General features: G+C 57.0%; 1 protein-coding gene. It reads right to left on the bottom strand.

Annotated features, from left to right (window positions below; genetic code table 11):
• Positions 1-164: 164 nt before the first annotated feature.
• On the bottom strand, positions 165-356 hold a 192-nt coding region (locus ACPYOI_RS36040; protein WP_481420298.1), incomplete at its 5' end, for a Rap1a/Tai family immunity protein.

Here is a 356-nt window from a genome sequence, read left to right on the forward strand (position 1 = left end):
GGGGCAAAACATTAAGCCTCGCCACGCGATCCCAAACGTTAAAACGATCAAGATGCTGCTAATGTTCCGCTTCGGCGGTTTCAGCCGACGACGCCGAACAGCCAGGCAAGAAGGAGCGTCAGGGCCGCGGCGATCGCTATCAGGATCCAGACATCCCGAAATGTTTAGGGACGGCATGGCCAAGCATCCCTTAGCGCCATCAGGGTCACCTGCGCGCCTTTACGGTCTCGCTCCTTCGGGTTGTCGTCAATCCACTTGCAGACTGCGTCATTGATCTCGCCCATAGTGACGCTATCAGGTAAACAGACGGGATCCCGTAGGAACCCGGTCATGTCAGTGACCCCACTAACGTAGCC

It is taken from the genome of Rhizobium sp. SVR5-2C (assembly GCF_056755115.1).